The following is a 22,553-nucleotide window of genomic DNA, read 5'->3' as shown; positions in this document are numbered from 1 at the left end:
GAAAGGCCTTATTTCATGTCCGACGCCCCGACCATCAGCACCACGCCCGGCCTGCATGAGGACGGCTCGCCCGAGCGGTTGGCGATCGACACGATCCGCACGCTGTCGATGGATGCGGTGCAGGCCGCCAATTCCGGACATCCCGGCACGCCGATGGCGCTGGCGCCGGTCGGCCATACGATCTGGACCAAGTTCCTGCGCTACGATCCCGCGACGCCCGATTGGCCGAACCGCGACCGGTTCGTGCTGTCGGTCGGTCATGCCTCGATGCTGCTGTATTCGCTGATCCACCTCGCCGGCATCGAGGAGATCGACAAGGACGGCAAGAAGAGCGGCAAGCCCGCGTTGAGCCTCGACGACCTCAAGGGTTTCCGCCAGCTGTCGTCCAAGACGCCGGGCCATCCGGAATATCGCCACACCACCGGCGTCGAGACGACGACCGGGCCGCTCGGCGCGGGCGTGAGCAACGCGGTCGGCATGGCGATCGCAGAGCGTTGGCTGGCGGCGCGCTACAACAAGCCGGGCTTCACGCTGTTCGACCACGACGTCTACGCGCTCGCTGGTGACGGCTGCATGATGGAGGGCGTATCCTCCGAGGCGGCGTCGCTCGCCGGGCACCTCAAGCTGTCCAACCTGTGCTGGATCTACGACAGCAACCACATTTCGATCGAGGGCGACACCGCGCTCGCCTTCGACGAGGACGTGGGCAAGCGCTTCGAGGCGTATGGCTGGAATGTCATCCATGTGAACGACGCCAACGATACGGCAGCGCTCAGCGCCGCGTTCGACACGTTCCGCGCCACCACCGACAAGCCGACCTTCATCGTCGTGCATTCCATCATCGGCTGGGGATCCCCGCGCGCCGGCAGCGAAAAGGCGCACGGGGAGCCGCTCGGCGAGGAGAACATCCGCCTCACCAAGCAGGCCTATGGCTGGCCGGAGGACGCCAAGTTCCTCGTGCCGGATGGCGTGGCCGAGCATTTCAAGAAGGCGATGACCGATCGCGGTGTGCCGCTGCGCGAGGCATGGCAGGCGAACTTCGCCAAATATCACGACGCGCATCCCGAACTCGCCGCCGAACTCGACGATCTGTTCGCGAGCAAGCTGCCCAAAAACTGGGAAGCCGCGCTGCCGACCTTCGACGCCGATGCCAAGGGCCTCGCCAGCCGCGATTCGGGCGGCAAGGTGCTCAACGCGCTCGCCAAGGAAATCCCGTGGCTGGTCGGCGGTGCCGCCGATCTTTCGCCGTCGACCAAGACCGACATCAAGGGCATGGCCTCGTTCGAGGCGGATAATTACGCCGGCAGCAACTTCCACTTCGGCGTGCGCGAACACGGCATGGGCGGCGTGGTGAACGGCATGGCACTGTCGTACCTGCGTGCTTACGGTTCGACGTTCTTTGTCTTCACCGATTACATGCGCGCGCCGATCCGCCTCTCCGCGATCATGGAACTTGGTGTGGTGTGGGTGTTCACGCACGATTCGATCGGTGTCGGCGAGGACGGTCCGACCCATCAGCCGATCGAGCATCTCGCCATGCTGCGCGCGACGCCGGGCCTCGACACGATCCGCCCGGGCGATGCCAATGAGGTGTCGGTCGCGTGGAAGGCTGCGCTGGAGTCCGGTAACAACCCGACCGCACTGGTGCTGTCGCGTCAGGCGCTGCCGACGCTCGACCGCAGCAAATATGCGTCGGCCGAGGGACTGATGAAGGGTGGTTATGTGATCGCCGATTCGGAAGGCGATCCCGAGCTGATCCTGATCGCCACCGGCAGCGAGTTGAGCCTCGCCATCGCCGCGCACGATAAGCTGGTCGAGCAGGGTGTCGCCTCGCGTGTCGTCTCGCTGCCGAGCTGGCATCGCTACGAAATGCAGGACGCCGCCTATAAGGAGAGCGTGCTGCCCAAGGGCGTGCGCGCGCGCCTCGCGATCGAACAGGGCGGCGAGATCGGCTGGGATCGCTATGTCGGCCTTGACGGTGCCACCATCACCATGTCGACGTTCGGCGCATCGGCACCGCTCGCCAAGTTGCAGGACAAATACGGCTTCACCGTCGACAATGTCGTCAAGGTGTCGCGTGAATTGCTCGGAAAGGATGCATAATGAGTCTCCTCAAGGATCTCACCAGCCACGGTCAGGCGCTCTGGCTCGATTTCGTCGATCGCAAGTTTCTGGAGGCCGGCGGCCTTCAGAAACTGGTCGATGAGGACGGCCTGACGGGCGTGACCTCGAACCCGTCGATCTTCGAAAAGGCGATGGGCCACGGCGATGCGTATGACGAGACGCTCGCCGGCTATGACAAGGAGCATCCCGGCGCGGCGACGATGGACCGCTACGAGTATCTCGCGATCCAGGACATCAAGGCCGCGGCCGAGACGTTGGCGCCGGTATACGAGAAGCTCGACGCGAAGGACGGCTATGTCAGCCTCGAAGTGTCGCCGTATCTCGCCAACGATACCGACGCGACCATCGCCGAGGCGCAGAAGCTGTGGGATGCGGTCGACCGTTCCAACCTGATGATCAAGATCCCCGGCACCCCCGCCGGCGTGCCCGCGATCGCAGCGACGATCGCGGCGGGCATCAACGTCAACGTCACGCTGCTGTTCTCGAACTCGGCGTATCAGGCGGTTGCGCTCGCCTATGTCGAGGGGCTGGAGCAGCGTGTCGCGCGGGGCGAGCCGATCGACCGGATCGCCAGCGTGGCGAGCTTCTTCGTCAGCCGGATCGACAGCAAGATCGACGACAAGATCGACGCGCGCGTCAAGGACGGAGACCCCGAGAGCGAGGCGCTGAAGGCGATTCGTGGCAAGGTGGCGATCGCCAATGCCAAGCTCGCCTATGACTGGTTCCTGGAGTTCTCCAAGAGCGCACGCTGGCAGGCGCTCGCCGCCAAGGGCGCGCAGGTCCAGCGGCTGCTGTGGGCATCGACCGGCGTGAAGAACCCTGATTATCGCGACACGCTGTATCTGGACGAGCTGATCGGGCCAGACACCGTCAACACCGTGCCGCCCAAGACGATGGACGCGTTCCGCGACCACGGCACGCCTGGCAACACGCTGGGCGAGGGCATTGCCGAGGCGCGGCATGTGCTGTCGGAGACGGAGCGGCTCGGCCTCGACCTCGACGGCGTGACCGACGTACTGGTCGAGGAGGCGGTCGCATCCTTCTCCAAGGCGTTCGACGACCTGCTCGGCGCGATTGCCGCGAAGCAGCCTGCAACCGCCTGACCCTTCGCCCGTTTCGTATCGGCGACGTCGAGACACCTGAGCCAGTTACCGGCCCCTCGACGTCGCTCGGGCCGCAGCGCGTTGGAGGAATGACATGAAAATCGGTATCATCGGCCTTGGCCGGATGGGCGGCAACATCGCGCGGCGGCTGATGCGCGCGGGCCACGAGACGGTGGTGTTCGACCGTGACGAGAAGGCGGTGGCCGCGCTGGTCGGCGATGGCGCGGTGGGCGCGTCCTCGCTGGCTGACATGCAGGGCAAGCTGGCCGATCCGGCGATCTACTGGGTGATGCTGCCGGCGGGCGAGCCGACCGAGCAGACCGTTGCCGCGATCGGCGAGCAGTGCGGCCCGGGCGGGATTATTATCGACGGCGGCAACAGTTTCTACAAGGACGATATCCGTCGCGCCAAGGCGCTCGCCGAGAAGCAGGTCCATTACGTCGATGTCGGCACGTCCGGCGGCGTATGGGGCTTGGAGCGCGGCTATTGCATGATGGTCGGCGGCGACGACACGACGATCAAGACGCTCGACCCGATCCTGGAGGCGCTCGCCCCCGGCCTCGGCACGATCCCGCGTACGCCCGGCCGCGATGGCGGCGGCATGGATGCGCGCGCAGAGCTGGGCTACATCCACGCCGGTCCGGCGGGTGCGGGCCACTTCGTCAAGATGGTGCACAACGGCATCGAGTACGGCCTGATGCAGGCCTATGCCGAAGGCTTCGATATCCTGAAAGGCAAGGCGTCGGAGCATGTCGCCGAGGACGAGCGGTTCGATCTCAACCTGACCGACATCGCCGAAGTATGGCGGCGTGGCAGCGTCATCTCGTCGTGGCTGCTCGACCTCACCGCGATCGGCCTGGCCAAGGATCAGATGCTCGAGCAGTTCTCCGGCAACGTCGCCGACTCGGGCGAGGGCCAGTGGACGATCGACGCGGCGATGGAGGAGAAGGTGCCGGCTAACGTCCTCACCGCCGCGCTGTATGCGCGCTATCGCAGCCGGGTCGAGCATACCTTCGGCGACAAGCTGCTGTCGGCGATGCGCTTCGGGTTCGGCGGCCACGTTGAAATGCCGCAATGAGCGCTGGTGCCAAGCATGGTATCCGGCTGTTCATCTCCGATCTCGACGGTACGCTGGTCGACAAGAAGAAGCAGCTTACGCCCGGTACGATCGCGGCGGTGGCGCGGCTGAAGGCGGCGGGGATCGGCTTCACCGTGATCTCCGCGCGGCCGCGTTCGGGGGTGATGCCGATCGTCGAGACGCTGAAGCTGGACGTGCCGATCGGCGCGTTCAACGGCGGCACGATCTTCAGGCGCGACGGCACGGTGCTTAGCCAGCACCGCATCCCGCCTGCCGTGGTGAAGGGCATCTTCGAAATGGCCAAGGGGCTTGAGGTCGCGCCGTGGCTGTTCGCGGACGATCGCTGGTTCGCGCTTGCCGAGGAAGGTCCGCACTTCGCCAGCGAGCGAGTGTCGTCGGATCAGGCGCCGGTCGTGGTGGAGGATTTTTCGGAATGGTACGACCATGCCGACAAGATCACCTTCGTCAGCGATGATCCGCCGGTGCTCGCCGGGCTGCTGGAGAAGGCGCAGGCGGCGTATGGCGATCAGGCGACGATCGGCCAGTCGCAGACCTATTATCTCGACGTGACCGCCAAGTCGGCCAACAAGGGCGACGGGATCGTCGCACTGGCGGAGAGCTTCGGCGTGCCGCTCGACCAAGTCGCGGTGATCGGCGATCAGTTCAACGACTTGCCGATGTTCGCGCGCGCGGCGGTGTCGATCGCGATGGGGCAGGCGCCGGACGGCGTGAAGGCGAAGGCGCAGCACGTCACCGCCGCGAATGATGCGGACGGTGTAGCGCAGGCGATCGATTCGATCATCCTCGCCTGACAGTCTCCGGATGCAAGCACTTCCCCACCGTCGCCGGTGGGGGAAGTGCTTGCATCGGAGCATCACGCCGGGATGGGGACGCCCTCCGATTGCGGGGTCAGCGTGGCGTCAGTTTCATCAGCGCGCCGTCGTCCTGCAGTAGCCAGATCGCGCCGTCGGGGCCTTGCACCACGTCGCGGATGCGCGTGTTCATCGGCCACTGGTCGGCCTTGGTCGCCTTGTCGCCGTCAAGTTTCACGCGGATTAGCGCCTCGCCCGACAGCGCGGCGATGAACGCCGAACCCTTCCACTGCGGGAACAGGTCGCCCGAATAGATCATCAGCCCGCCGGGCGAGATCGACGGGTTCCAAAACGTTTTGGGCGGCTCGAAGCCATCGCCGGGCTTGTGATCCGGAATGTCGGTGCCGTCGTAGTTGCTGCCGTTCGACGCCTTGGGCCAACCGTAGTTCTTGCCCGGCAGGATGACGTTCAGTTCGTCGCCACCCTTCGGCCCCATCTCGATCTCCCACAGGCGGCCACCTGTATCGAACGCGAGACCATATGGGTTGCGGTGGCCCATGCTCCAGATTTCCGCCGGAGCGGTGTTCGTGCCCTCGACAGCCTGCTGCGTGCCCTTCTCCTTGAACGCGGCGCCCGTGTTGTCGGGCGGATCGAACACGGTGACGGTCGGCGTGCCGACCTGCTGCGCGAAGGGGTTGCCCGGTGCGGGTTTGCCATCGAGCGTGAGGTGGAGGATCTTGCCGAGCTTCTGGTTGGTATCCTGCGCGGGCGTGAAGCGCTGGCGCTCGCCCGAGGACAGGAACAGCGACTTGCCATCGGGCGCGAAGGCGATCACCGCGCCGAACTGCCCGCCCTTGCCGTTCGACCCCGACCGCCAGATGACGTTCGAGCCCTGCAACTGCGTACCCACCAGCGTGGCGCGGGCAAGCGCAAGTCCGACGCCGTTCGGGCGGTTTTCGGAATAGGTGAGGTAGAGCGCGTGGCTCGACGCAAAATCGGGCGCGAGCGCCACGCCAAGCAATCCGCCTTGTTCGACGTCGGCCACCTTGGGCACGCCGGCCACGTCGCGGATGTGGCCGCTCGGGTCGCGCAGCTTCAGCTTGCCGGCTTTCTCGGTGACGAGCAGGCTGCCATCCGGCAGGAACGCCATCGCGAAGGGCGAGTCGAACTGGCCCTGTTTCGTTGCCGTGAAAGGCGGCCCGGACTGGGTGGACGCGACGCCGGTGCCGTTCCCTCCTGCATTGGCGGACGGAGGGGTGCAGGCCACGAGGGCGAGCAGCAACGCGGGGGCGAGGCGGATCATGGGAGCGATCCTAGCGTCATGGCCGCACCTGCCAAGCGCCAAATGCGGATATGCTTGCCAGCGTGCGGCTTTCGGCCTATATCCACGCCATATTCTCTACATCGTTATGGTGAAGAGGTCGGAGCCACCCGGTTCCGGCGGCAACCCTGCTTGTTTGGAGCAAAGATGGCGGACCCCGATCGGGCCAAGCTGACCGCGTTGATCGAACCCGAGGCGAAGGCGCTTGGGTTCGACCTGGTGCGCGTGAAGCTGTTCGGCGGTTCGGGCGACCTGACGCTGCAGGTGATGGCCGAACGCCCAGATACGCGCCAGCTGACGATCGACGATTGCGCCGAACTGTCGCGTCGCATCTCGGAGCGGATGGACGAGCCGGAAGCGGAAGGCCGCGACCTGATCAACGAGGAATATCGCCTCGAAGTATCGTCGCCCGGCATCGATCGCCCGCTGACGCGGTTGCAGGATTTCGCCGACTGGGCGGGGCATGACGCGCGCGTCGTGCTGGCGCAGCCGGTCGAGGGTCGCAAGCAGATCACCGGTCCGATCAAGGGCGTCGATGGCGATCGCATCACCATCGAGGTGCGCAAGCAGGGCGACATGACGATCGGTTTCGCCGATGTGGGTGACGCCAAGCTGGTGTTCACCGACCGGCTGCTCGCTGCGACCCGGCCGCTTTCGATGGAAGGCGCCGACGAGGAAGAAGTGCTCGAAGACGATTCGGACGAAGACGTATCTGGCGAAGATGCGGCGCTGGAGAGCGCCAAGGATAAGGGACTGAACTGATGGCCACCGCCGTTTCCGCCAATAAGGCCGAGCTGATCGCGATCGCGAACTCGGTCGCCAGCGAAAAGATGATCGACAAGGGCATCGTCATCGAGGCGATGGAAGATGCGATCCAGCGTGCTGCCCGCGCGCGCTACGGCGCCGAGAACGACATTCGCGCCAAGCTCGACCCCAACAGCGGCGATCTGCGGCTGTGGCGCGTGGTCGAAGTGGTCGAGGCGGTCGACGATTTCTTCAAGCAGGTGAACCTCAAGGAAGCCGAGAAGCTCCAGAAGGGTGCGGAGATCGGCGACTATATCGTCGATCCGCTGCCGCCGATCGAGTTCGGCCGGATCGCCGCGCAGGCCGCCAAGCAGGTGATCTTCCAGAAGGTCCGCGATGCCGAGCGTGACCGCCAGTTCGAAGAGTTCAAGGATCGTCAGGGCGAGATCATCACCGGCGTGGTGAAGCGTGTCGAGTTCGGTCACGTCGTGGTCGATCTCGGCCGGGCGGAAGGCGTGATCCGCCGCGACCAGCAGATCCCGCGCGAAGTGGTGCGCGTCAACGACCGCATCCGCTCGTTGATCCTCAACGTGCGCCGCGAGAACCGCGGCCCGCAGATTTTCCTCAGCCGCGCGCATCCCGACTTCATGAAAAAGCTGTTCGCGCAGGAAGTGCCGGAAATCTATGACGGCATCATCGAGATCAAGGCGGCGGCACGTGACCCGGGGTCGCGTGCCAAGATCGGCGTGATTTCCCACGATTCGAGCATCGACCCGGTCGGCGCGTGCGTCGGCATGAAGGGCAGCCGCGTGCAGGCCGTCGTGCAGGAGATGCAGGGCGAGAAGATCGATATCATCCCGTGGTCGCCCGATATCGCCACCTTTGTCGTCAACGCGCTGCAGCCGGCCTCTGTCAGTCGCGTGGTGATCGACGAGGAGGAGGAGCGGATCGAGGTGGTCGTGCCCGACGATCAGCTGTCGCTGGCGATCGGCCGTCGCGGCCAGAACGTGCGGCTCGCCTCGCAGTTGACCGCCAAGGCGATCGACATCCTGACCGAAGCGGATGCGAGCGAGAAGCGCCAGAAGGAATTCGTCGAGCGCACCGAGATGTTCCAGGGTGAGCTCGACGTCGACGAGACGCTCGCGCAGTTGCTGGTCGCGGAGGGCTTCACCAACCTTGAAGAAGTCGCTTATGTCGAGGCGGACGAAATCGCCGCGATCGAGGGCTTCGACGAGGATCTCGCCGCCGAATTGCAGAGCCGCGCGACCGAGGCGCTCGAGCGCCGCGAGGAAGCCAACCGGACGCTGCGCCGTGAACTCGGCGTCGAGGACGCTCTCGCGACGATGCCGTATCTGACCGAGGCGATGCTCGTCACGCTGGGCAAGGCGGGCATCAAGACGCTCGACGATCTCGCCGATCTCGCGACGGACGAACTGGTGCAGAAGAAGCGCCAGGAACAGCGCCGCCGCAATGAGGACGCGCCCAAGCGCGAAACCCGCAGCGAGGATCGCGCCGGCGTGCTCGGCGAATATGGTCTGTCCGACGAGCAGGGCAACGAGATCATCATGGCCGCCCGCGCGCACTGGTTCGATGATGAGCCTGCGGCGGACGCCACGAGCGAGGAAGCGTAAGCGCCATGCCGTTCGTCAGCATCCGATTGGCCGGGTCCGCCACGCGCGAGCAGAAGGCGGGCGTCGTTGCCGACGTCACCGCCAGCCTCGTCGCGCGGCTCGGCAAGCCGGCGGCGGCGGTACAGGTGGTGATCGAGGAAGTCTCGACCGAGAACTACGGGGCCGGCGGTCAGTTGATCGCCGACCGGGACGCGGGCCAGAGTGTGCCCAAGCCAGTGCAGGAGGACGCGCATGCGGAATCCCCACGATGAGGCGCTAGGCTCGCCAACATCATCGGATCGTCGGGGCAAACGCGGAACCGCGTCTGCCGCCGACGAGGCCGTGCGGAAATGCATCCTGACCGGGGACCGTGCGCCGCGTGAGGCGCTGGTTAGGCTGGCGCTGGCGCTGGATGGCGCGGTGCTGCCCGATGTGCGCGCCAAGGCGCCGGGGCGGGGCGCCTGGATCGGCGTGACGCGCGCCGAGCTTGAGACGGCGATCAAGAAGGGCAAGTTGAAAGGTGCGCTCGCGCGCGCGTTCAAGACCGGACCGATCGCGATCCCCGACGACCTGCCGGAGCGACTCGCCGATGCGCTGGAGCGCGCCGCGCTCGACCGGCTTGGGCTGGAGTCGCGATCGGGCACTTTGCTGACCGGCTCGGAAAAGATCGAGACCGCAGCGCGGTCCGGCCAGCTTCACCTGCTGCTCCACGCCTGCGATGCCGGCGCCGACGGCAACCGCAAGCTCGACCAGGCATGGCGCGTCGGGCGCGATGCCGAAGGCTCCGATCTCAGGGGCTTGGTTTTGCCGGTGCCGCGCACCATATTGGCCGTGGCGCTGGGACGGCAGAATGTGGTACATATCGGCCTGACGGAGCGTAATGCCGCTGCGCGCGTGGAAGAAGCGCTCCACCGCTGGCTGCATTTTCTCGGACCCGACCCCATCCTCTCGTCTTGCGAAACGGCCTCGCAGGGCGCATCGGCGTCGCAACACGACGCCGAGGCAGAGATTTCCGGGCCGGAGCCCGATGCCGATACGACGTTACGAGGAATTTGAGTGAGCGATACGGATAACGAAAAGCCGAAACTCGGCATGCGCCAACCTCTTGGGGTGAAGCGTACCGTCGAAACTGGCGTGGTCAAGCAGAGCTTCAGCCATGGGCGTTCGAACAACGTCGTGGTCGAGGTGAAGCGTGCGCGCACGTTGCGCCGCCCGGGTGAGCCCGAGCCGGCTGCCGCCGCGCCGGCACCCGCCACGCCGCCTGCTCCGGCGCCGAGCACGCCTGCACCGCAGGCGCGCGCGCCCGAGCCGCGTACCAGCCCGGTATCGCCCGCCAATTTGCTGCTGTCGCGGCAGGAGCTTCAGGCGAAGCTTCTGCGCGAGGCGGAAGAGGCGCGGATGACTGCGCTTGAAGAAAATCGCCGCCGTGACGAGCGCATCCGCCTCGACGCGATCGACGAAGAGCGCCGCCGCGCCGAGGAGCGCGCCCGCGCCGCCGAAGCGCCTGCACCGGCCACCGAGCCTGCCCCCGCGCCCAAGCCGGAGCCGATCGTCGAGGCACCGGCGCCCGCCCCTGCGCCGGTCGTCGAGGCGCCTGCTGCACCGGAACCGGTATCTGCGCCGACGCCAGCACCCGCTGTGGCGCCTGCCCCCGTGCAGGCGAAGGCTCCGGTACGTGCGCCGGTCGCGCCGCCTGCGCCGCCGCCGCCGTTGACGATCACGCTCGATTCGAGCCTGCCTGCGCCGCGTTTGTTCACGCCGGTGCCGCGCCCGGAGCGGCCGCGTCCGGCCCCGGCGCCCACGCCGGCACCCGCCGCGGCGGCAGCCACGCCGGCCAGCACGAATACGACCGCTGCTACGCCATCGGGTGGTCTGGCGCCGAAGCGTCCGGGCAGCGAACCGCCGCGCCCGACGCAGCGTGACCGCAAGGGCGACGATCGCCGCACCGCCGGCAAGCTCACCGTCAACCGCGCGCTTGGCGATGGTGACGGCGCGCGCGCCCGCAGCCTTGCCGCGCTGAAGCGTGCGCGCGAGAAGGAGCATCGCCGCATGGGTGGCCCGCGCGAGGCGCAGGCCAAGCAGGTCCGCGACGTGCAGGTGCCCGAGACGATCACCGTGCAGGAACTCGCCAACCGTATGGCCGAGAAGGGCGCGGATCTGGTCAAGACGCTGTTCAAGATGGGCATGCCCGTCACGATGACGCAGACGATCGACCAGGATACCGCCGAGCTGCTCGTCACCGAGTTCGGCCACAACATCGTGCGCGTGAGCGATTCGGATATCGATCTCGCGATCGAGACCGAGGGCGATGCCGAGGCGACGCTGAAGGCGCGTCCGCCGGTCGTCACGATCATGGGCCATGTCGATCACGGCAAGACCAGCCTGCTCGACGCGCTGCGCGGCACGGACGTGGTGCGCGGCGAAGCTGGCGGCATCACCCAGCACATCGGTGCGTATCAGGTGACGCTCAAGGACAAGTCGAAGGTGACGTTCCTTGATACGCCGGGCCACGAAGCGTTCAGCGAGATGCGCGCACGTGGCGCCAACGTGACCGACATCGTCGTGCTCGTGGTCGCGGCGGACGACAGCATCAAGCCGCAGACGGTGGAGGCGATCAACCACACCAAGGCGGCCGGCGTGCCGATGATCGTGGCGATCAACAAGGTCGACAAGCACGAGGCCAACCCGCAGAAGGTCCGCGAGGCGTTGCTTCAGTACGAAGTCGTCGTCGAGGAAATGTCGGGCGACGTGCAGGACGTCGAAGTGTCGGCGATGAAGAAGACCGGGCTCGATACGCTGATCGAGAAGATCCAGCTTCAGGCCGAACTGCTCGAACTGCGCGCCAACCCCGACCGTATGGCCGAGGGCGCGGTGATCGAGGCGAAGCTCGACAAGGGTCGTGGACCAGTCGCGACGATCCTCGTAAACCGTGGTACGCTCAAGGTCGGCGACGTGTTCGTCGTCGGCGCGGAGAGCGGCAAGGTCCGTGCGATGACCAACGACAAGGGCCAGCAGATCAAGGAAGCCGGCCCGTCGATGCCGGTCGAGGTGCTCGGCCTTTCGGGCGTGCCGCGCGCGGGCGATCTGCTGTCGGTGGTGGAGAACGAGGCGCGTGCCCGTGAAGTCGCCGAATATCGTCAGAGCGTCATCACCAACAAGCGTACCACGTCGACCCCGGCAAGCCTGGAGAGCATGTTCTCCGCGCTCAAGGACAAGCAGGCGATCGAATATCCGCTCGTCGTCAAGGCCGACACGCAAGGTTCGGTCGAGGCGATCGTGTCGTCGATCAACAAGATCTCGACCGATGACATCAAGGCACGGGTGCTGCACTCGGGCGTCGGTGGCATCACCGAAAGCGACGTGACGCTGGCCGGGGCTTCGGGGGCGCCGATCATCGGCTTCAACGTCCGCCCGAATGCCAAGGCTCGCGAGATCGCCGAGCGTCAAAAGGTCGCGTTCAAATACTATGACGTGATCTACGACCTGATCGACGAGATCCGCGCGGGCATGGCGGGCGAGCTTGGGCCGGAGGCGTTCGAGACGGTGGTCGGCCGCGCCGAGATCCGCGACGTGTTCTCCGCCGGCAAGCACGGCAAGGCGGCGGGTCTGCTCGTTACCGAAGGCAACATTCGCAAGGCGCTCAAGGCACGCATCACGCGCAATGACGTCATCATATACCAGGGCGAAATCGCTTCGCTGCGCCGGTTCAAGGATGACGTTGCCGAGGTCCGGGCTGGTCTGGAATGCGGTGTGACGTTCACGTCGAACTTCGTCGACATCAAGGCGGGCGACTTCCTCGAAACCTTCGAGGTCGAACTGCGCGAACGCACGCTGTGATTGACGCGGGCGAGCGGCGGGTAATGCGCCGTTCGCCTGCATCGACACGAGCTGATGCGGTGGTCGCGTTGCAACGGCGAGGCTGAACGATGCGGCGTTCGCGCCGGACCGCCCGTGAACCGGTGGCGCGGGTGATCGTGCCGCCGCCGACCGCGTGCTGGCTCTGTGGCCGACCTTTGGGCCGCAAAATCGAACAGCATCATCCGTTGCCGAAAAGTCGCGGCGGGCGTGAGACGGTGCCGGTGCATCCGATCTGCCACCGTGCGATCCACACCGCCTTCACCAACGCCGAACTCGCGCAGCCCGGTGTTGCGGCGGCGGTCGCAACGGACCCGCGACTGACGAAGTTTCTCGCGTGGATTGCCGACAAACCTCCCGACTTCCATGCGCCGACCGCGCGTCGTACAAAGTGACATCATGAGACCAGCCGAAACCCCCGAAACCCGTTCCGTCCGCCTGCTCCGCGTCGGCGAACAGGTGCGCCATGCGCTGTCCGACATCCTGATGCGCGGCGACGTGCATGACGAGACGCTCGCCAGTCATGCGGTGACGATCACCGAGGTGCGGATGTCACCCGATCTGCGCCATGCGACCTGCTTCGTGAAGGCGCTGCTCGGCAAGGACGAGGAGGCGGTGCTCAAGGCGCTGCGCACCAACACCGCCTATCTCCAGCGTGAGGTCGCCGGGCGCGTGCAGACGCGGTACGCCGCCAAGCTGAAGTTCGTCGCCGACGAAAGCTTCGACGAAGGCAGCCATATCGACCAGTTGTTGCGCGCGCCGCATGTTGCGCAGGATCTCGGCGACAGCGAAGACTGACCCGCGAAAGTCGTCAGATGGCCAAGCTCTATTTCTATTATGCGTCGATGAACGCGGGCAAATCGACCAACCTGCTGCAGGCCGATTTCAACTACCGCGAGCGGGGCATGCGCACGTTGCTGTTCACCGCCGCGATCGACGATCGCTTTGCGGCGGGGACGATCACGTCGCGGATCGGTCTGGTGGCGCCGGCGCTGGCGTTCGACGCGGAGACAGACCTCGCAGCAATTGCATTGGCACAGTCGGAACCCCCGGCCTGCGTGATGGTCGACGAGGCGCAATTCCTGACAGCGGATCAGGTCGATCAGCTTGCCTCGCTGGCGGACCGGCACGGCATCCCGGTGTTGGCGTACGGCTTGCGAACCGATTTTCGCGGGAATTTGTTCGCGGGGTCGGCGCGGCTGCTGGCGTTGGCTGATTCGCTCATCGAGATCAAGTCGGTGTGCGAGTGCGGGCGCAAGGCGACGATGAACCTGCGCGTCGATGCGGCGGGGCGGGCAGTCACGCATGGTACGCAGACCGAAATTGGCGGCAACGATCGCTACATTGCGCTGTGCCGCCGGCATTTCAGCGAGCGTTCAGCCGGCGTGCGGTAACGGCCCGAACAGCACGTTCGGAGGTTTCGCATGCTTAGACCCATGATCCTCGCCACCATGCTGCTGGCGCTGCCGGCAATCGCGGTTGCGGATGTGAAAGGCGATGCCAGGGCCGGCGGCTGGCCGCCTGAGCAGATCGGCAAGGAAACCAGCATCCCGTTGCTCCGCAGCCAGAACCTCTACAATTTCGAGACGGATGGGGATCGCGGCGCCTGGCTGCAGGATCAGCAGCGGCGCTGGTATTACGCCAAAGTGCTGGGGCGTTGCCTTGGCCTCAGCTTTGCGACACGGATCGGGGTGGACACGCGCTTCAACGGCGGGTCGCTCGATCGCACCGGTACGTTGCTGGTCGATGGTCAGCGTTGCCCGATCGACAGCCTGACCGCGAGCGCGGGGCCGCCGCCAAGACCCGGCAAGCTCAAGCCCGGCCTCAATCGTATCACGCGGGGCTGACGGCACGACGTTCCGCCGCTAGGCGCGGCGGATGCATGGCTGGATCATTCTCGACAAACCACTTGGGCTAGGATCGACGCAAGGCGTCTCGGCGGTAAAGCGCGCGCTCAGGCAGGGCGGCTACGGCAAGTGGAAGGTCGGGCATGGCGGCACGCTCGATCCGCTCGCCACCGGCGTGCTGCCGATCGCGGTGGGGGAGGCGACCAAGCTTGCCGGGCGGATGCTCGACAGCGACAAGGTGTACGACTTCACGATCCGCTTCGGCGAACAGACCGATACGCTCGATGCGGAGGGCAAGGGTGTAGCCACCAGCGACGTGCGGCCGACGCGGACGGCGCTCGAGGCGGTGCTGCCGCGCTTCACCGGGCCGATCGAGCAGGTGCCGCCGGCCTATTCCGCGCTGAAGGTGGATGGCGAGCGCGCCTATGATCTCGCGCGGGCAGGCGCGGAGGTGGTGCTGGCCACGCGCGCGGTGACGATCCACGCGCTGACGGTCGCGGCCGTCGCCGATGCCGGGGTGCTGGAGGAGGTGACGCTCAGCGCGCATGTCTCCAAGGGCACCTACATCCGCAGCCTTGCGCGCGACATTGCGCTGGCGCTCGGCACCGTCGGCTATGTCACCATGCTGCGACGGACCAAGGCGGGGCCGTTCGATCTGTCGCAGGCGATATCGCTGGACAATCTCGACCAACACGCTATGGCGCGCACCCTTGAACAGAGACTCCTGCCGCTGAGGGCGGGGCTGGACGACATCCCGGCTCTATCCCTCACCCCCGACCAGGCAGGGGCGCTCCGACAGGGGCGTGTACTGGCCGGGATCGCCGCTGTAGATGGCCTCCATTTCGCGCTGCTGGGTGATGCACCCGTCGCGCTGGTCGAGGTTACGGATGGTAACGTCCGGGTCGAACGCGGCTTCAACCTGTAACGATGTCGAAGGAAAATATATGACGATCACCGCAGAGAAGCGCCAGGAACTCATCAAGACGCACGGCCGCGCCGAAGGCGACACCGGCAGCACCGAAGTGCAGGTCGCGATCCTCACCGAGCGCATCCGCAACCTGACCGAGCATTTCAAGGGCCACGCCAAGGACAACCATTCGCGTCGCGGCCTGCTGATGATGGTCAACAAGCGTCGTTCGCTGCTCGACTATCTCCGTCACAAGGATGGTCAGCGGTATCTCGATCTCATCGCGAAGCTTGGTCTTCGCAAGTAACCGAAACGGCGCCTCCGGGCGCCGTTTTTTTGTCTCCGCCTGACGCGGGGACTTGGCAAACACTCTAACGCTGCGCGCCGGAATACGGTACGCAGCACCTGAGCCCCGGCAGACCGCCGGGGAACACCTTGGGCGGCGGCAATTCGGCTCGCCTCCCACGTCGGGGCCAAGACAGGCTCCACCCCGCGCGGACCGGTCAAGTCCGCAGATAGGCCCCGACCGGCATCTGGCCGGCGGTGTTGAAGGAAATCCCATGTTCGATACCAAAACCAGCAGCATCCAGTGGGGCGGCAAGACCCTCACGCTGGAAACGGGCCGCGTTGCCCGCCAGGCTGACGGCGCGATCATCGCGACGCTCGGCGAAACCGTCGTTCTCTGCGCCGTCACGGCGGCACGTTCGGTGAAGGAGGGGCAGGACTTCTTCCCGCTCACCGTCCACTATCAGGAAAAGTACAGCGCGGCCGGCCGCATCCCCGGCGGCTTCTTCAAGCGTGAGCGCGGCGCGACCGAGAAGGAGACCCTGGTCTCGCGTCTCATCGACCGTCCGATCCGCCCGCTGTTCCCCGAAGGGTTCTACAACGAGATCAACGTCATCGCCCAGGTGCTGAGCTATGATGGCGAGAACGAGCCCGACATCCTCGCGATGGTTGCGGCATCGGCTGCGCTGACCATCTCGGGCGTGCCGTTCATGGGCCCGATCGGCGCGGCGCGCGTCGGTTACATCGACGGCGAGTACATCCTCAATCCGACCAACGAGCAGATCAAGGCAGGCGACCTCGATCTCGTCGTCGCCGCCACCGGCGACGCCGTGATGATGGTCGAATCGGAAGCCAAGGAGCTTTCCGAAGAGGTCATGCTCGGCGCGGTGCAGTTCGCGCACAAGGCATGCCGCGAAGTCGTCAACGGGATCATCGATCTCGCCGAGCAGGCTGCCAAGGACCCGTGGGAAATGGCCCCGCAGGCCGACCTGTCGGCTGCCAAGGACAAGCTCAAGAAGCTGATCGGCAAGGACATCGCCGCCGCCTACAAGGTTACCGACAAGTCCAAGCGTTCGGGCCTGCTCAACGAGGCGCGCGCCAAGGGCAAGGCTGCCTTTGCCGATGCGACCCCGCAGGACCAGATGGCTGCCGGCAAGCTGATGAAGAAGCTGGAAGCGGAAATCGTTCGCGGCGCCATCCTCAAGGACGGCCAGCGCATCGACGGCCGCAGCACCAAGCAGATCCGTCCGATCGAGGCGATGGTCCACTTCCTGCCGCGCACGCATGGTTCGGCGCTGTTCACGCGTGGCGAGACGCAGGCGATCTGCACCACCACGCTCGGCACCAAGGATGCGGAGCAGATGATCGACGGTCTGACCGGTCTTTCGTACGAAAACTTCATGCTGCACTACAACTTCCCGCCCTACTCGGTCGGTGAAGTCGGCCGCTTCGGTGCGCCGGGGCGTCGTGAAGTCGGCCACGGCAAGCTCGCTTGGCGCGCGCTGCATCCGGTGCTGCCGTCGAAGGACGAGTTCCCGTACACGATCCGCGTTCTGTCGGACATCACCGAGTCGAACGGCTCGTCGTCGATGGCGACGGTGTGCGGCGGTTCGCTGTCGATGATGGATGCGGGCGTTCCGCTCAAGCGTCCGGTGTCGGGCATCGCGATGGGCCTGATCCTCGAAGGCAAGGACTTTGCGGTTCTGTCCGACATCCTCGGCGACGAGGATCACCTCGGCGACATGGACTTCAAGGTGGCAGGCACCGAGGCCGGCATCACCACGATGCAGATGGACATCAAGATCGCCGGCATCACCGAGGAGATCATGAAGGTCGCGCTCGATCAGGCCAAGGAAGGCCGCGCGCACATCCTCGGCGAAATGTCGAAGGCGCTGTCGTCGACCCGCAACGAGCTGTCGGCACACGCACCGCGCATCGAAAGCTTCCAGATCGACAAGTCGAAGATCCGTGAAGTGATCGGCACCGGCGGCAAGGTGATCCGCGAGATCGTCGCCACCACCGGCGCCAAGGTCGACATCGACGACGAGGGCGTCATCAAGGTGTCGTCGTCCGATCCGGCGCAGATCGAAGCCGCGATCAAGTGGATCAAGGGCCTCGTCGAGGAAGCCGAAGTCGGCAAGGTCTATGACGGCAAGGTCGTCAACCTGGTGGACTTCGGTGCGTTCGTGAACTTCATGGGCGGCAAGGACGGTCTCGTCCACGTCTCGGAGATCAAGAACGAGCGTGTCGAGAAGGTCTCGGACGTCCTCAAGGAGGGCCAGGAGGTCAAGGTCAAGGTTCTCGAGATCGACCCGCGTGGCAAGGTTCGCCTGTCGATGCGCGTCGTCGATCAGGAAACCGGCGCCGAGCTGGAAGACTCGCGCCCCGCACGCGAGCCGCGTGAGGGTGGCGACCGTGGTCCGCGTGGGCCCCGTCGTGACGGTGACGGTGGCCGTGGTGCCCCGCGTGGGGACGGTGGCCGTGAAGGCGGCCGCGGCGGCGAAGGTCGCGGCGATCGCGGTGAAGGGCGCGGCCCCCGCCGCGAAGGCCGTGGCCCCAAGCGCGAGTCGCAGGGCGAGAACGGCGAGGGCCCAGCGCCGGAGTTCGCGCCGGCCTTCCTGACCGGCGATCGCGACTGATCTCTCGTGGTCTAGCGACGAACGAAAGAGGCTCGGGGGCAACCCCGGGCCTTTTTTGTTGGGGGCATCGGCAAAGCGGATGACCGCGATGACGTGTCGGGTGCGCAGAATGCAGATTTTGGGTGTTAGCCTTTGTCAGCACTCAACCATGGGTTAGACGTGCACAACCGGCAGCCGCGCTGCTAGGGCGGAGCAGGGCTATGGGAATCGGGCGAGCAGGCGCTTTCATCGCACTCTTTGCGGTCACCGCTCCGGCTTTCGGGCAAACAACGCCTTATCCGCTTGAGCGCTATCGCGTCACGCTCAAGGGTGGCGGACTAGGGGTAGACGTAGACGAGACCGTCATCGTTTCGATCGTGGTGCACGATGGCAAGCGAGAACGCTGGATCGCCGAACGACGGCGGCGCGATCACAATTGGTGTGCCAGCCAAGTCAACGGACAATGCTCGGCAGGCGACAAGACCGTTCACGACTGGATCGACGGCAATTCCTGTCCCGCCTTGACCGCTGCATTGGAGGATCTTGCGCGGCTGAAGGTCGGCGGGTTCGCTCCGCCTGCCCGTTCGGGCAGGATCATGATCACGGACACGCCGTTGCTGACGGTGAGCGGTACGCCCGACGGGATGACCGGCTACGGCGCTCATATGGCGTTGGCGGGGTTTACCGGACCAGTGGTCGATTGGTGGTCTCGTTCGGAGCGCTCCCTCGCCCAATGCTGGATCCCCAACAGGCTGACAAGCAACGGACGGCAACTCGACGCTCAACTCACGCCGTAATCAGCCACACCCGATCATCTGACGTTGTGATGGATGATGGGCGAGCTACTCGCCGCCGAGCGCCTCGATCCTCGCGGTCGCTTCCGCCACGCCGGGATTGGCTGCGCTCCCGGTCATCGCTTCGAACATGTCGGTCAGCTTGGCGTAGCGGGTGCGCGCCTCGCGCCACAGCGCGATCGCGCCAGACACATCGCCGACCGCTTCGGCCTGAGTCGCGGCACAACGCACCGCGTTCGCCACGTCCAGCGGCGGCGCGTCGGGCACCTGCGCGTAGAACCATAGCGCCTGTGCGACGTCCGCTTCCGCATCGCCAGCGCGGTCGCCTTCGATCAGCATGTCGGCGCGGTGACGCAGCGCCTGAGCCAGCGCGAGCGGGTTGCTGCCGCCGCGCAGCATCTCGACCGCGACGGTCTGGTGGTCGATCGCCGCCGCCAGATCGCCCGATTGGCGGGCGGCCTGTGCGGTGCCAAGCAGAGCTTCGATCTGGTTCATGCGCGTTCGATCAGATAGTTCATGCGCGCCGCTGCGATCGGCCGGGCGGGATCGTCCTGCCACGCGCTTGCATCCACGTTGGCGACGCGGGTGCCGAGCCGGGTAACGATGCCGCGCGCGAAGGTCGGTTTGTCGCGCCCGCCACGCATGAAATCGACTGTGAGGTTGATCGGCTTGATCCGCGCGTCGCTTTCGATGCCGAGCGCGTGGCGCAGCGCGATGATCGACGCGACTTCGAGGAAACCGCCGATCGCGCCACCGTGCAGGAAGCCGGGGCGTCCGATTACGCTGTCGGCATACGGCAGGCTGAGCAGCGTGGGGTCGCCGTCCACAGCTGTTACGCCGAGGAAGCGCGCGTAAGGGATGCCGTCCATCACAGATCCGTGAACATGAAGGTGCCGGCGACATTGGCGATCGGATCGGCCGGGTCGCCGTCATGCGCCACGCCGCGCACGAACGATATCGCACGGGTGACGCGGTAGCATTCGCCACGGCCGATCACGGTCCGCCCCGGCGTGGCCGGCCGCACGTAATCGATGCGCAGATCGAGCGTGGCGTGCGGCCGCGCGACGCCGACCTTCATGCGCACCGCGAAACTGGTCGCGCTGTCCATCAGCGCGAGGATTGGCCCGGAGGCAAGCACCCCGCGCGAAAGATCGCCTATCAACGCTTCACGATATGGCAGCGCCAGTTCTGCCCAATCGGGACCGTGCGCGCGATATTCGATGCCGAGATGGCCGCCATGATGTCCCTCCATCATGCCGGCGAAATCTTCCGGGACGAAGCTGCTGGGATCGGGAAGCGCCATGCGGCCTCCCTACCGCATCGCGGCGGCGCTGCAAGTCTGCGCGGGATTACAGCGATGTAACTGTCCGGCACGGCCGGCACCGACCTACCGATCCGGCAGCGCAATCATGCGCGAGGAGACGAACATGGCAGAGTTGAGCATCGACATCGATCAGATCGCGCAACTGGAAACACAGGTCGGCACGTTCGGCAGCATCGGCGGACTCGAGTCGGGTGGCGACGATATGTTCGAGTATCTGGTCAGCATCGCCAAGCTGACCCGGCCACAGAGCTGATGACGCTGGACCGCGCAGCGCTGGACGCGGCGGCGGCGCGGTCTTCGCGTTTCGCCGCGTCGTTTGCCGATCATCCGGTCACCCGCATGCTGGAGCATGCCTTTGCTGGTGACGATGCCGAACAGCTTGCCGATGCGGCCGAGTTGCTGCTGGCGCGTGGGGACTGGCTGGCGGAACTGCTCGCGCCGATGGTCACCGAGCTACGTGCCGACCCGTTGTTCGAGCCGCCGTTCGAGGCGCAACGTGACACGGTCCGGTTCAGCACGGTGCTGTTCGAACGACCGGCCGTCACGCTCACCGCCACGATCGTCTCCGCCGATGCGTTGGCGGTAGCGCCGCCTGTGCGCTCCGTTACGATTGCGGGCAGGCTCAGCGTGATCCGCTATGTTCGTGGCGGCGGCGCGCGCCGCCAGGTGTGGACGGCCGACCCGGCCGATGGTGACTTCCGCGCGGCCGGCGCGGGTCCGTGCGCCCTCACGCGCGACCAGCCACTCGCGGATGCTATGGTAGTGCGGCTCGACGGTCGCACGCAGGGGCAGGTGATCGCGGGCGCGACATCCGATCTGGTGACCGTCACCGCGACGATCCGGCCCGGTGCCTCGCTTTATGTGCGGGAATACGCCCTAGCAGACGGTGCGCTGCTGCGCTGTGCGATGCTCGACGAGCGGCCGGCGCGTACGCAGATGTTGCTTGCCTATCTGCGCCTGGCGGGGCGCAAGGATGCCGGCGCATGTTTCGCCGCTGCGGCAGGAGACGCGGCGTTCTTCCTGCGCTGGCCGGCGATGCGCGAGTGGCTGGCGCTCGATGCGCCGGCCGCGCTGCCGCACTTGCACGCGATGGCCGAGGCCGATCCGCACCGCGAGGTGCGCACCGCTGCACGCGCGACGCTGGCGGCGATCACGACCAGACAGGGAGCAGCGGCATGCCACGGGTGATCGCAACCGACCGCGCGCCGGGGATCGGGCTCGACGATCTCGCCGAGGCGCTCGACACCGCGCGCTTCGATGTCCGCGACGAGGAGGCCCTCGTTACGCTTGGCCCGCTGCTGGCACGTCTCGGGCGCAACCCGCACTTCCTGGGCGATCTGGTGATCGCCGAACTGGAGCGACGCTGTTTCGGTCAGGCTGCCGATAATGCTTATGGCGCGCAGGTGTTCATGCTCAAGCCGCCCAACGGCCGCTACCTGTTGCGCGCGAATTTCTGGCCCGCGCGCGGCGATGCGGTGGTACGCGCGAGCGGTACCGCGTCGTTCTTCTACGATCTGCCACACGATCATAACTTCCCGTTCCTGACCTATGGGTACGAAGGCCCCGGCTACTGGAGCGATTATTACGACTATGACGTGACGGCGGTGGCGGGGCTACCCGGCGAGCACGCCGGGCTCCGCTTCGTCGAGAGGTCGCGCCTCGAACCGGGCAAACTGATGCTCTACCGTGCGCGGCGCGACGTGCACGTGCAATTGCCGCCGGACAGCTTTTCCGTGTCGCTGAACATCCTGTTCTACGATGTGGCGCAACCGTGGCTGGAGCAGTTCCAGTTCGACGTGGCGCAAGGGACGATCGCCACCGGGCTGACCACCGCGCCGGCGGAGGGGCTGGTCACGTTGGCGGCGCAACTCGGTGGGCCGACTGGCATTGCGCTCTGTGAAGAGTTTGCCGCGCGCCATCCAGTGCCACGGATGCGCGCGACCGCCTATGCGGCGCTCGCTTCGGCGTTGCCGGACCGCGACGCGCGTGCAGCGCTACTTGCCACCGCTGCGGGTGATGCCGATCGTTATGTCACAGGGCATGCCAGGCTGCGGCTGGCGAGGATCGAGCAGGCTGCAAACCAATCCATAACGGAGTGAACCTCCCTCCATTGCGGTATCAACACGGTAGC

The 22,553-nt window shown here is 66.0% G+C and carries 24 protein-coding genes; 20 read left to right on the top strand and 4 right to left on the bottom strand.

What is annotated here, in order from left to right; all coding sequences use genetic code 11:
• The first annotated feature begins 15 nt into the window (after positions 1-15).
• The 4 genes from tkt to L8F97_RS07075 all read left to right on the top strand — a co-directional run bounded on the left by tkt (position 16) and on the right by L8F97_RS07075 (position 5,117).
• Positions 16-2,103, top strand: a complete 2,088-nt coding sequence (gene tkt / locus L8F97_RS07090; protein WP_242147927.1) for a transketolase — start codon at positions 16-18, stop codon at positions 2,101-2,103.
• The gene (gene tal / locus L8F97_RS07085; RefSeq protein ID WP_242147925.1) at positions 2,103-3,227 is read left to right on the top strand and encodes a transaldolase; all 1,125 of its coding nucleotides are present in this window, start codon (positions 2,103-2,105) and stop codon (positions 3,225-3,227) included. The genes tkt and tal overlap by 1 nt, the downstream gene beginning before the upstream one ends.
• 94 nt (positions 3,228-3,321) lie before the next feature.
• A complete protein-coding gene (gnd, locus tag L8F97_RS07080; RefSeq protein WP_242147923.1) occupies positions 3,322-4,305 on the top strand; it encodes a phosphogluconate dehydrogenase (NAD(+)-dependent, decarboxylating) in 984 nt (327 codons plus the stop codon).
• A complete protein-coding gene (locus L8F97_RS07075; protein WP_242147921.1) occupies positions 4,302-5,117 on the top strand; it encodes a Cof-type HAD-IIB family hydrolase in 816 nt (271 codons plus the stop codon). Before gnd ends, L8F97_RS07075 begins: the two co-directional genes overlap by 4 nt.
• Before the next feature lie 97 nt (positions 5,118-5,214).
• Here L8F97_RS07075 and L8F97_RS07070 read toward each other — a convergent pair whose 3' ends face one another.
• Positions 5,215-6,420, bottom strand: a complete 1,206-nt coding sequence (locus tag L8F97_RS07070) for a PQQ-dependent sugar dehydrogenase (protein WP_242147919.1) — start codon at positions 6,418-6,420, stop codon at positions 5,215-5,217.
• Positions 6,421-6,585: 165 nt separating this feature from the next.
• On the opposite strand from L8F97_RS07070, the gene rimP reads away from it, so the two are divergent.
• The 13 genes from rimP to L8F97_RS07005 all read left to right on the top strand — a co-directional run bounded on the left by rimP (position 6,586) and on the right by L8F97_RS07005 (position 19,101).
• Positions 6,586-7,200: a ribosome maturation protein RimP gene (gene rimP / locus L8F97_RS07065; RefSeq protein ID WP_242147918.1), complete on the top strand. Its 615-nt coding sequence runs from the start codon at positions 6,586-6,588 to the stop codon at positions 7,198-7,200.
• Positions 7,200-8,813, top strand: coding sequence for a transcription termination factor NusA (gene nusA, locus L8F97_RS07060; protein ID WP_242147916.1), 1,614 nt, complete (start codon positions 7,200-7,202; stop codon positions 8,811-8,813). Before rimP ends, nusA begins: the two co-directional genes overlap by 1 nt.
• Positions 8,814-8,818: 5 nt before the next feature.
• The gene (locus tag L8F97_RS07055) at positions 8,819-9,064 is read left to right on the top strand and encodes a tautomerase family protein (RefSeq protein WP_242147915.1); all 246 of its coding nucleotides are present in this window, start codon (positions 8,819-8,821) and stop codon (positions 9,062-9,064) included.
• Positions 9,045-9,848 (top strand): DUF448 domain-containing protein, encoded by an 804-nt coding sequence (locus L8F97_RS07050; protein WP_242147913.1) that lies wholly within the window; start codon positions 9,045-9,047, stop codon positions 9,846-9,848. Before L8F97_RS07055 ends, L8F97_RS07050 begins: the two co-directional genes overlap by 20 nt.
• Positions 9,849-12,629 carry a translation initiation factor IF-2 gene (infB, locus tag L8F97_RS07045; protein ID WP_242147912.1) on the top strand — a complete coding sequence of 927 codons (2,781 nt, stop codon included), beginning with the start codon at positions 9,849-9,851 and terminating at the stop codon, positions 12,627-12,629.
• 89 nt (positions 12,630-12,718) lie between these two features.
• Complete coding sequence (locus tag L8F97_RS07040; protein WP_242147910.1) at positions 12,719-13,042, top strand: HNH endonuclease; 324 nt, start codon at positions 12,719-12,721, stop codon at positions 13,040-13,042.
• Between the two features lie 4 nt (positions 13,043-13,046).
• Positions 13,047-13,445 (top strand): 30S ribosome-binding factor RbfA, encoded by a 399-nt coding sequence (rbfA, locus tag L8F97_RS07035; protein WP_242147908.1) that lies wholly within the window; start codon positions 13,047-13,049, stop codon positions 13,443-13,445.
• A 17-nt stretch (positions 13,446-13,462) separates the two neighbouring features.
• Positions 13,463-14,041, top strand: a complete 579-nt coding sequence (locus tag L8F97_RS07030; protein ID WP_242147906.1) for a thymidine kinase — start codon at positions 13,463-13,465, stop codon at positions 14,039-14,041.
• A 30-nt stretch (positions 14,042-14,071) separates the two neighbouring features.
• Positions 14,072-14,494 (top strand): DUF6491 family protein, encoded by a 423-nt coding sequence (locus L8F97_RS07025; protein ID WP_242147904.1) that lies wholly within the window; start codon positions 14,072-14,074, stop codon positions 14,492-14,494.
• Positions 14,495-14,525: 31 nt separating this feature from the next.
• Positions 14,526-15,419 (top strand): tRNA pseudouridine(55) synthase TruB, encoded by an 894-nt coding sequence (gene truB / locus L8F97_RS07020; RefSeq protein ID WP_242147903.1) that lies wholly within the window; start codon positions 14,526-14,528, stop codon positions 15,417-15,419.
• A 19-nt stretch (positions 15,420-15,438) separates the two neighbouring features.
• On the top strand, positions 15,439-15,708 hold the full coding sequence (gene rpsO / locus L8F97_RS07015) for a 30S ribosomal protein S15 (protein WP_242147901.1): 270 nt from the start codon (positions 15,439-15,441) through the stop codon (positions 15,706-15,708).
• A gap of 253 nt (positions 15,709-15,961) precedes the next feature.
• Entirely contained in the window at positions 15,962-18,325 is a 2,364-nt protein-coding gene (gene pnp, locus L8F97_RS07010) for a polyribonucleotide nucleotidyltransferase (RefSeq protein WP_242147899.1), read from the top strand.
• Between the two features lie 200 nt (positions 18,326-18,525).
• Positions 18,526-19,101 (top strand): hypothetical protein, encoded by a 576-nt coding sequence (locus tag L8F97_RS07005; protein ID WP_242147897.1) that lies wholly within the window; start codon positions 18,526-18,528, stop codon positions 19,099-19,101.
• A gap of 45 nt (positions 19,102-19,146) precedes the next feature.
• On the opposite strand, the gene L8F97_RS07000 is transcribed toward L8F97_RS07005, so the two are convergent.
• From L8F97_RS07000 to L8F97_RS06990, 3 genes are read right to left on the bottom strand one after another with little or no spacing between them, the layout of a single operon-like run.
• Positions 19,147-19,593 (bottom strand): hypothetical protein, encoded by a 447-nt coding sequence (locus tag L8F97_RS07000; RefSeq protein ID WP_242147895.1) that lies wholly within the window; start codon positions 19,591-19,593, stop codon positions 19,147-19,149.
• Positions 19,590-19,967 (bottom strand): PaaI family thioesterase, encoded by a 378-nt coding sequence (locus L8F97_RS06995; RefSeq protein ID WP_242147893.1) that lies wholly within the window; start codon positions 19,965-19,967, stop codon positions 19,590-19,592. Before L8F97_RS06995 ends, L8F97_RS07000 begins: the two co-directional genes overlap by 4 nt.
• Positions 19,967-20,401 (bottom strand): PaaI family thioesterase, encoded by a 435-nt coding sequence (locus tag L8F97_RS06990; protein ID WP_242147891.1) that lies wholly within the window; start codon positions 20,399-20,401, stop codon positions 19,967-19,969. Before L8F97_RS06990 ends, L8F97_RS06995 begins: the two co-directional genes overlap by 1 nt.
• Positions 20,402-20,525: 124 nt before the next feature.
• On the opposite strand from L8F97_RS06990, the gene L8F97_RS06985 reads away from it, so the two are divergent.
• Genes L8F97_RS06985 through L8F97_RS06975 form a run of 3 tightly spaced genes read left to right on the top strand, consistent with a single transcriptional unit; the run spans position 20,526 to position 22,521 of the window.
• A complete protein-coding gene (locus L8F97_RS06985) occupies positions 20,526-20,675 on the top strand; it encodes a hypothetical protein (protein ID WP_242147890.1) in 150 nt (49 codons plus the stop codon).
• Positions 20,675-21,610, top strand: a complete 936-nt coding sequence (locus L8F97_RS06980; protein WP_242147888.1) for a hypothetical protein — start codon at positions 20,675-20,677, stop codon at positions 21,608-21,610. Before L8F97_RS06985 ends, L8F97_RS06980 begins: the two co-directional genes overlap by 1 nt.
• Complete coding sequence (locus tag L8F97_RS06975; protein ID WP_242147886.1) at positions 21,598-22,521, top strand: transposase; 924 nt, start codon at positions 21,598-21,600, stop codon at positions 22,519-22,521. The genes L8F97_RS06980 and L8F97_RS06975 overlap by 13 nt, the downstream gene beginning before the upstream one ends.
• Positions 22,522-22,553: the final 32 nt, after the last annotated feature.

Source organism: Sphingomonas sp. BAUL-RG-20F-R05-02 (assembly GCF_022662305.1).
Taxonomy (GTDB): domain Bacteria; phylum Pseudomonadota; class Alphaproteobacteria; order Sphingomonadales; family Sphingomonadaceae; genus Sphingomonas.
This window is presented reverse-complemented; position numbering and strand designations above follow the sequence as displayed.